General features: G+C 68.0%; 11 protein-coding genes. 10 read left to right on the forward strand and 1 reads right to left on the reverse strand.

Going from position 1 to position 7,859, the window contains the following annotated elements:
- The first annotated feature begins 11 nt into the window (after positions 1-11).
- The 6 genes from SLQ33_RS29320 to SLQ33_RS29345 are packed head-to-tail and all read left to right on the forward strand — an operon-like array spanning position 12 to position 5,280.
- Positions 12-1,214: a CoA transferase gene (locus SLQ33_RS29320; RefSeq protein WP_319457539.1), complete on the forward strand. Its 1,203-nt coding sequence runs from the start codon at positions 12-14 to the stop codon at positions 1,212-1,214.
- Positions 1,211-2,125: a hydroxymethylglutaryl-CoA lyase gene (locus SLQ33_RS29325; RefSeq protein WP_319457431.1), complete on the forward strand. Its 915-nt coding sequence runs from the start codon at positions 1,211-1,213 to the stop codon at positions 2,123-2,125. The genes SLQ33_RS29320 and SLQ33_RS29325 overlap by 4 nt, the downstream gene beginning before the upstream one ends.
- Positions 2,125-2,733, forward strand: coding sequence for a TetR/AcrR family transcriptional regulator (locus SLQ33_RS29330; RefSeq protein ID WP_319457432.1), 609 nt, complete (start codon positions 2,125-2,127; stop codon positions 2,731-2,733). The genes SLQ33_RS29325 and SLQ33_RS29330 overlap by 1 nt, the downstream gene beginning before the upstream one ends.
- Before the next feature lie 20 nt (positions 2,734-2,753).
- Positions 2,754-3,995, forward strand: a complete 1,242-nt coding sequence (locus SLQ33_RS29335; protein ID WP_319457433.1) for an acyl-CoA dehydrogenase family protein — start codon at positions 2,754-2,756, stop codon at positions 3,993-3,995.
- Positions 3,992-4,960 carry a phosphotransferase family protein gene (locus SLQ33_RS29340; RefSeq protein ID WP_319457434.1) on the forward strand — a complete coding sequence of 323 codons (969 nt, stop codon included), beginning with the start codon at positions 3,992-3,994 and terminating at the stop codon, positions 4,958-4,960. The genes SLQ33_RS29335 and SLQ33_RS29340 overlap by 4 nt, the downstream gene beginning before the upstream one ends.
- Positions 4,957-5,280, forward strand: coding sequence for a DUF6285 domain-containing protein (locus SLQ33_RS29345; RefSeq protein ID WP_319457435.1), 324 nt, complete (start codon positions 4,957-4,959; stop codon positions 5,278-5,280). Before SLQ33_RS29340 ends, SLQ33_RS29345 begins: the two co-directional genes overlap by 4 nt.
- 4 nt (positions 5,281-5,284) lie before the next feature.
- On the opposite strand, the gene SLQ33_RS29350 is transcribed toward SLQ33_RS29345, so the two are convergent.
- Positions 5,285-5,911: a class I SAM-dependent methyltransferase gene (locus SLQ33_RS29350; protein ID WP_319457436.1), complete on the reverse strand. Its 627-nt coding sequence runs from the start codon at positions 5,909-5,911 to the stop codon at positions 5,285-5,287.
- Positions 5,912-5,965: 54 nt separating this feature from the next.
- Between SLQ33_RS29350 and SLQ33_RS29355 the strand changes: the two genes are divergently transcribed.
- From SLQ33_RS29355 to SLQ33_RS29370, 4 genes are all read left to right on the forward strand, one after another.
- Complete coding sequence (locus SLQ33_RS29355) at positions 5,966-6,343, forward strand: nuclear transport factor 2 family protein (RefSeq protein WP_319457437.1); 378 nt, start codon at positions 5,966-5,968, stop codon at positions 6,341-6,343.
- Positions 6,344-6,354: 11 nt separating this feature from the next.
- Positions 6,355-6,894, forward strand: coding sequence for a YceI family protein (locus tag SLQ33_RS29360; RefSeq protein WP_319457438.1), 540 nt, complete (start codon positions 6,355-6,357; stop codon positions 6,892-6,894).
- A 10-nt stretch (positions 6,895-6,904) separates the two neighbouring features.
- Positions 6,905-7,312 carry a hypothetical protein gene (locus SLQ33_RS29365; protein WP_319457439.1) on the forward strand — a complete coding sequence of 136 codons (408 nt, stop codon included), beginning with the start codon at positions 6,905-6,907 and terminating at the stop codon, positions 7,310-7,312.
- A gap of 172 nt (positions 7,313-7,484) precedes the next feature.
- Complete coding sequence (locus tag SLQ33_RS29370; RefSeq protein ID WP_319457440.1) at positions 7,485-7,859, forward strand: NADH-quinone oxidoreductase subunit A; 375 nt, start codon at positions 7,485-7,487, stop codon at positions 7,857-7,859.

Raw genomic sequence — 7,859 nt, forward strand, 5'->3', positions numbered from 1 at the left:
GCGACCCGGGGATTGTTTCCGGACCGCTGGACGGCATCCGGGTCATCGAGGTCGGCACCCTGATCTCGGGACCGTTCGCCGGGCGGCTGCTCGGCGACATGGGCGCCGAGGTGGTCAAGATCGAACCGCCAGGCAGCCCTGACCCGCTGCGCACCTGGGGCCAGGCCGAACTCGACGGCCACCACTTCTTCTGGACGGTGCACGCCCGCAACAAGAAAGCCGTCACGCTGAACCTGCGCGAGGCCAAGGGCCGCGAGCTTTTCCTGGACCTCGTGGAGCGCTCCGACATCATCGTCGAGAACTTCCGGCCCGGCACGCTGGAGAAGTGGGACCTCGGTTATGACGTGCTGCGCCAACGCAATCGGGGCATCATCCTGGTCCGCGTCTCGGGCTACGGCCAGACCGGACCGGAAGCGCACAAGGCCGGCTACGCCTCGGTGGCCGAGGCCGCCAGCGGACTGCGGCACATGAACGGCTTCCCCGGCGGCCCGCCGCCGCGCCTGGCGCTTTCGCTCGGCGACAGCCTGGCCGGGATGTTCGCCGCCCAAGGTGCGTTAGCCGCGCTGTACCGGCGCACCGTCACCGGCGACGGACAGATCGTCGACGCTGCTTTGACCGAAGCGTGTCTGGCGGTGCAGGAATCCACCATCCCCGACTACGACGTCGGCGGCGTGGTGCGCGGTCCGTCGGGCACCAGGCTCGAGGGCATCGCGCCATCGAACATCTACCCGACCGCCGACGGCAGCTGGGTGGTGATCGCCGCCAACCAGGACACCGTGTTCCGCAGACTGTGCGGGGCGATGGGACAACCCGAACTCGCAGGAGACGATCGCTTCGTCAATCACGTAGCGCGCGGGCGCAATCAAGACGAGTTGGACAAGATCATCGGCGCATGGGCGGCCGAACGGCAGCCGGCCGACGTCATCGCGACGCTGTCGGCGGCAGGCGTCATCAGCGGCCCGATCAACACCGTTGCCGAGGTGGTCGAGGACCCGCAACTGCTAGCCCGCGGGATGATCGCCGACCACTATGACGAGCGGATCGGGCGCAACGTCAAGGGGCCCGGTGTGGTGCCGGTGCTGTCCGAGACGCCGGGCACCATCCGGTACGCGGGCTCCGCCTCACCGGGACAGCACAACGACGAGATCTACCGCGACCTGTTGGGCCGCTCCGCCGAAGAGCTGGACGCGTTGCGAGCGGAGGGGGTGCTGTGACTACGTTGCCCAGCCATGTCACGATCCGCGAGGTCTGCCTTCGCGACGGCCTCCAGATCGAGGACCCAATCCCTTTGTCCGCCAAGCTGGCACTGCTGGAGGCGGTCGTCGCGACCGGAGTGCGCGAGATCGAGGCCACCGCGTTCGTCTCGCCGTCGAAGGTGCCTGCGCTGGCCGACGCCGCCGCGGTGGCCGCCGAACTACCCCGCTTCCGGCAGACGCACGGCGTCGAGTTCTCCGCGTTGGTGGCGGGGCCGGGCGGAGCGGGCCGGGCGGTCGCCGCGGGGATGAGCTCCATCGAGTACGTGGTCTCGGCGGCCGACGGTCACAGCCACGCCAACGTCGGTCGGTCGACGGCCGACTCCACACACCTCATCGCCGACATCACCCGCATCGCACACGAACACGGCGCCACCATCGAGGTGATCATCGCGACGGCATGGGACTGCCCGTTCGACGGGCCGACAGACCCGCGCCGCGTCGTCGACATCGCCACGGCCGCCTACGAACTCGGCGCCGACCGCATCGCGATCGCCGACACCATCGGCACCACCAGCCCGCGGCGCGTCACCGACCTGATCGCCCAGGTGCGCCCGGTGATCGACGACCTGCCGCTCGGTGCGCACTTCCACAACACCCGCGGCACCGGGTTGGCCAGCGCGTACGCCGCCGTCAGTGCAGGGGTGACACGCCTGGACTCGTCGGTGGGCGGGCTCGGCGGCTGCCCGTTCGCGCCAGGCGCCAGCGGCAACATCGCCACCGAGGACCTGGTGTACATGCTGCGCGACAGCGGCGTCGGCGTGGACGTCGACCTGCAGGCCGCGATTCACGCGGCGGGCGTCGCCGAGGGTGCCGTCGGCCACCCGCTCCCCAGCGCGTTGCTGCGCGCCGGCGATCGCATCCTGGGCTAATGGCCGACACGCTCACCGCGAAGGGCCGCCAGACCCGCGAGGCCATCGAACTCGCCGCCCGGAAGCTCTTCGCCGAACGCGGCTTTCACGGGACGACCCTGGCCGACATCACGGCCGCGGCAGGCAAGTCCCCAGCGGTGTTCTACCGGTACTACGACGACAAGGAAGACCTGCTGGCCGCGCTGGCGGAATCGTTCCTGCACGACGTCGTGATGCCGTCCGGCCTCTCGGTGCACCTCCCCTCCTCGCCCGAGGACGACGCGTTCTTCTCGGCCGTGGTGACCGGGTACTGGAACATGTTCAAGCAGAACATCGGCATCATGATCGCGGTGAATCAGCTGGCGGACGCCAAACCACGTTTCGCCACCGTGCAGAACGAGTTCCGGCGCTTCGGCATTGACATCGTCGCCGCATCGGTGCGGCGCGCGCAGGAGCAGGGGTACGGCGCCGACCTCGACCCCGATCACACCGGCGCGGCCATCGCGCTGCTGTTCGAGAACTTCACCGCGGTGTTGCTGCGCCCGGCGGGGCTCGGGTTGCAGATCGGCGACACCGACGCCATCAAGACGCTCACGACGATCTGGAAAAAGACCCTCTACGGCTTCTAGTCTCCAAAGGAGAAATCAACGTGGATTTCGCTCTACCAGAACACCTTCCGGGACTGCTGGCCGAAATGGATGCCTTCATCGAGGCGGAGATCAAACCGCTCGAGGCCGAGCACATGCAGTACTTCGACCAGCGGCGCGAGTACGCCCGCACCGACTGGGACAACGGCGGTATCCCGCAGCGGGCGTGGGAGGACCTGCTCGACGAGATGCGTCGCCGAGCCGATGCGGCGGGTTGGTTGCGCTACGGCCTACCGTCGAGGTTCGGGGGTCGCGACGGCACCAACCTCGACATGGCGGTCATCCGGGAACATCTGGCGCACAAGGGACTCGGGCTGCACAACGACCTGCAGGACGAGTCGTCGATCGTCGGCAACTTCCCCCAGGTCATCATGATGGACCGGTTCGGCACGGACGCGCAGAAGAGGGAGTGGGGCGAGGCGCTGCTCACCGGCGAGCGCTCGATGGCGTTCGGCCTGTCCGAACCCGGCCACGGTTCCGACGCCACCTGGCTGGAGACCACCGCCGTCCGCGACGGCGACGACTGGGTGATCAACGGGTCGAAGCGGTGGAACACCGGTGTCCACCGAGCCACGCACGACCTGGTGTTCGCGCGCACGTCCGGCGATCCAGGGCAGGCGACGGGCATCACGGCGTTCCTGGTGCCCTGCAACGCCCCGGGATTCACGGTGCCGTTCTACTGGTGGACGTTCAACATGCCCACCGACCACGCCGAGGTCGAGCTGTCTGACGTCCGGGTGCCTGCGGACGCGGTGCTTGGCGAAGTGGACCACGGGCTCGAGGTCGGCCAGACCTTCCTGCACGAGAACAGGATTCGCCAAGCCGCCAGCAGCCTCGGCGCGGCGCAGTACTGCATCGACCGGGCCGCCGCGTACGCCTCGGAGCGGGTGGTGTTCGGCAAGCCGCTTTCGGTGAACCAGGCCGTGCAGTGGCCGCTCGTCGAACTGCAGACCGAGGCGCAGATGGTGCGGCTGCTGGTCTACTACGCCGCCTGGCACCTCGACCGCAACCACCACATGGAGGTGTCGGACAAGGTCTCGATGGCGAACTATCGCGCCAACCGCCTGGTCTGTGAGGCGGCCGACCGCGCCATGCAGGTCCACGGCGGGCTCGGCTACAGCCGTCACGAACCGTTCGAGCACATCTACCGCCACCACCGCAGATACCGGATCACCGAGGGAGCCGAGGAGATTCAGATCCGGCGCGTCGCACAGCGCATGTTCAAGTTCGGCTCGCGCAAGTGATCGATGACGCTGCGCTTGCGGGGGTGCTCGCATTGTCGCTCGGCGACGTGCGCGTCGAGAACCTGCGGGTGCTCACTGGCGGGGCGAGCCGGGCCACGTGGGCGTTCGAGGCGGTGGGCGACACCTCCCGAGCGCTGATCCTGCGCATCGGCCCGCCCGACGAAGTACATGCGGGCATGGAGCTCGAAGCGGCGGCACTGACCCGCGCGGCCGCCGCAGGGGCGCCAGTCCCCCACGTACTAGTGGCTGCCGATTCCGATGACTCCCTTGGCAATCCGTTCCTGATCTGCGACTTCATCGGCGGCGAGACGATCGTGCGCCGAATTCAGCGCGCACTCGACGACGCCTCTCGCGCAAGCCTCGTCACCCAGTGCGCGGATGCACTCGCCGCGGTCCACCGGGCCGACCCGACGGGGATCGGACTGAAGTCATCGGACGCGCTCGGCGAATGGCACGCCCAACTCGACGAGATCGGTGATACCACGGCGACGTTCGAGTGGGCGTTCCGCTGGCTCGCAGCGCACCGCCCGCCGTCGACCCCGAACGTGTTGGTGCACGGCGACTTCCGCATGGGCAACCTCATCGTCGACACCGACGTCGAGCCCGCCCGGCTCGCAGCGGTGCTCGACTGGGAGCTCACCCACGCCGGCGAGGTCTATGAGGACCTGGCCTGGTTCTGCATCAGGGCGTGGCGGTTCGGAGCCCCACCCACTTTGGGTGCGGGTGGCCTGGCCAGCGTCGAGGAATTCTTGCTCGCCTACGAGCAGTCCTCGGGAACCGCGCTCGACCGGGCCGCGATGCACTGGTGGCTGGTCCTGTCGACGCTGCGCTGGGGCGTCATCTGCCGCTACCAGGCCGAGCGTCACCTGTCGGGCCAGACGCGGTCCGTCGAACTGGCCGCCATCGGCCGCCGTGTCTGCGAGACGGAGTTCGACCTGCTCACCTTGTTGGAGACGGCGCCGTGACGGGTTTGCACAACCGGCCGACAGCGGCCGAACTGGTGGCGGCAGTCGCCGAATTCCTCGAGGGCGACGTCCGCGAGCACACAAGCGGTGCCGTCAACTTCCACGCCCGCGTCGCGGCCAACGTGCTGCGCACCGTCGAGCGGGAGTTACTCGACGACGGCGCCGCGCCGGAGCTGCTGGGCTTCCCCGACGAGCAAGCCCTGGCCGGGGCCATCCGGCGCGGTGAGCTCGACCAACGCGGCCCCGAACTACTGGCCGCCCTGCGCACGCTCGTGCTCCACCGCCTCGCCGTCGCGCACCCCGGCTATGAACGCGAGTAGCTGGTCACACCCGTCGGGCCCGCGCCAACCAGGCGGGCTCGTCGACCTGGGTGCCCACGGCGACGCCGAACGCTTCGGCGTGCATCTCGCCCACCACGCCGCGATACGTGGTCACGTCGAGCGCCTCGAGCTCCCACCCGTCGCCGAACGCCGTGCGCACTTGCGCCTCGCTGACCTGCGGCCCGAAGCCACGACCCGCGTCGGACAGAGCCAGCACGTGGACGTAGCCACCGGGTTTGACCGCGCCGTGCAGGCTCGCGACATAGGTGCCGCGGTCGTCGTCATCGAACACGTGGAACAGTGCGCTGTCGAGGATCGTGTCGTAGCGGCCGTCGGCGGTGAGGTTCATGGCATCAGCCACCTCGAAGCGAGCGTCGATGCCCTTGGCCGCGGCGTTGGCACCGGCCTGCTCGACCGCGCTCGGCACGAAGTCGACGCCCAGCACGTCGTAGTCGAGCGCGGTCAGCAGAATGGTGTGCTCGCCGAGGCCGCAGCCGACGTCGAGGATCTTCCCGCGGATTCGGCCGGTCTGCTCGAGCGCGACAATCGCCGGCTGCGGTTCGCCGATGACCCAAGGCGCCGTTCGGTTTTCGTAGGCGTCGTTGAAGTGTTCCCGCGTTCGTCTAGGCATGTACGCAAGTGTGCTACCGCAACCTTACTTGAGGTCAACCCCACAAGGAGAACCATGAACGCCCAGTTGTACGACGACGTGGCCACCCGTCTGTTCGGCGCCATCGAACGTGGCGAGTTCCAGACCGTCGACGGCATGTGGGCCGACGACGTGACGGTGTGGCACACCGGCGATCCCAAGGACAACGACCGCGTCCGGGCGCTCAAGGTCATCAGGTGGTTCATGAACGTCACGACGACCCGGAGCTACGAGATCCTCGATCGGCGGTTCTTCGACGGCGGGTTCGTGCAGCAGCACGTCCTGCGCGCGCACCGATCCGACGGCATTGCGATCGAAATGCGGGTATGCATCGTTATCAAGGTGGACCCCACGGGTCTGATCACCCGCATCGACGAGTACTTCGACCCAACCGACATGGCACCGTTGCTCTGAGGAGGAATCACATGACCACCGTTTCCGAACTGCTGTGCGGTCCGCCGTCGGCGTGGGTGCTGGACGCCGACCGAACCAAGGTCGGGTTCGCGACCAAGACGATGTGGGGCGCGGCCACGGTCAAGGGCACGTTCAGCGACGTCGAGGGGGCCGGCGAACTCACCGGGGCGCACGACGTCAACGGGCATCTGCACATCGGAGCGGCCTCGCTGCGGACGGGCATCGGCAAGCGCGACGACCATCTGCGCTCGGCCGACTTCTTCAACGTCGCGGAGTTTCCGCTGATCGACGTGGCGGTGCAGGGCGGTGCGGTCGAGGGCACGCACACGGTCGAGCTGCGCGCCACGGTGACGGTCAAGGGCGTTGAGCGCTCGGTCGACCTCGCGACGACGGCGACGGTGCTCGACGACGGCGCCGTGCGGATCGTGACGCACGCCGAGTTCGACCGCCACGACTTCGGCGTCGACGGCAACCTGCTCGGCATGGTCGGCGGTGTCGCCCGGATCAGCGCTGACGCGGTATTCACACCGCTGGGGGTGCCCTCGTCGTAGCATCGGCGACGTGCCCACCCCGCCCGGAACCGAGCCGCTGAAGCTCCTGGTCTACAGCAGTAACGCGCGCACCAGGGAGAAGGTGCGCTCGGCCCTTGGCAAGCGCGTGCATCCCGATCTGCCGGAGCTCAGCTACCTCGACGTGGCGACGGCACCGGTGGTGGTCTCGACCATCGACCAAGGCGGCATCGACCTCGCGATCCTGGACGGCGAGGCGACGCCAACGGGCGGGCTCGGGTTGGCCAAGCAACTCAAGGACGAGGTGGCCAAGTGCCCGCCGATCCTGGTTCTGACCGGCCGGGCGGACGATGCCTGGCTGGCCAAGTGGTCACAGGCAGAGGCTGCCGTGCCCCATCCGATCGACCCCATTCAGCTGGGTGAAGCGGTGGCCTCGCTGCTGCGCGCAAACGTAGCCTAACCAGCGCGAAAGAGCCTGGGGCCGTTCAGCCTTCGCGATTTCCGCACATGACGACACTGACGCCCAGGTAACAAACTTGATCCTATCCAAAATGGACCAACCGAACGATTAACAAGACTAAGCTGTGCCGTAGCTCACATCGACAGCCCAAGCGAGGGAGCGACACAGCGGCATGAACGTCTACCTACCCATCCTGGTCCTCGGCGCCATCGCGGCCGCGTTCGCGGTCGGTTCGGTGGGCATCGCCGTCCTGATCGGACCGCGGCGCTACAACCGCGCCAAGCTCGAGGCCTACGAGTGCGGCATCGAACCGATGGCCCCCGGCTCTCCGGGTCACGAAACCACCGGCCAACGCTTCCCAGTGAAGTACTACCTCACCGCGATGTTGTTCATCGTCTTCGACATCGAGATCGTGTTCCTCTACCCGTGGGCGGTGACGTTCGACTCGCTCGGCCTGTTCGCCGTGGTCGAGATGCTGCTCTTCATGTTGACGGTGTTCGTCGCGTACGCCTACGTGTGGCGTCGCGGCGGACTGAGTTGGGACTGA

The organism is Mycobacterium sp. RTGN6 (genome assembly GCF_033804605.1).
Classification (GTDB): domain Bacteria; phylum Actinomycetota; class Actinomycetes; order Mycobacteriales; family Mycobacteriaceae; genus Mycobacterium.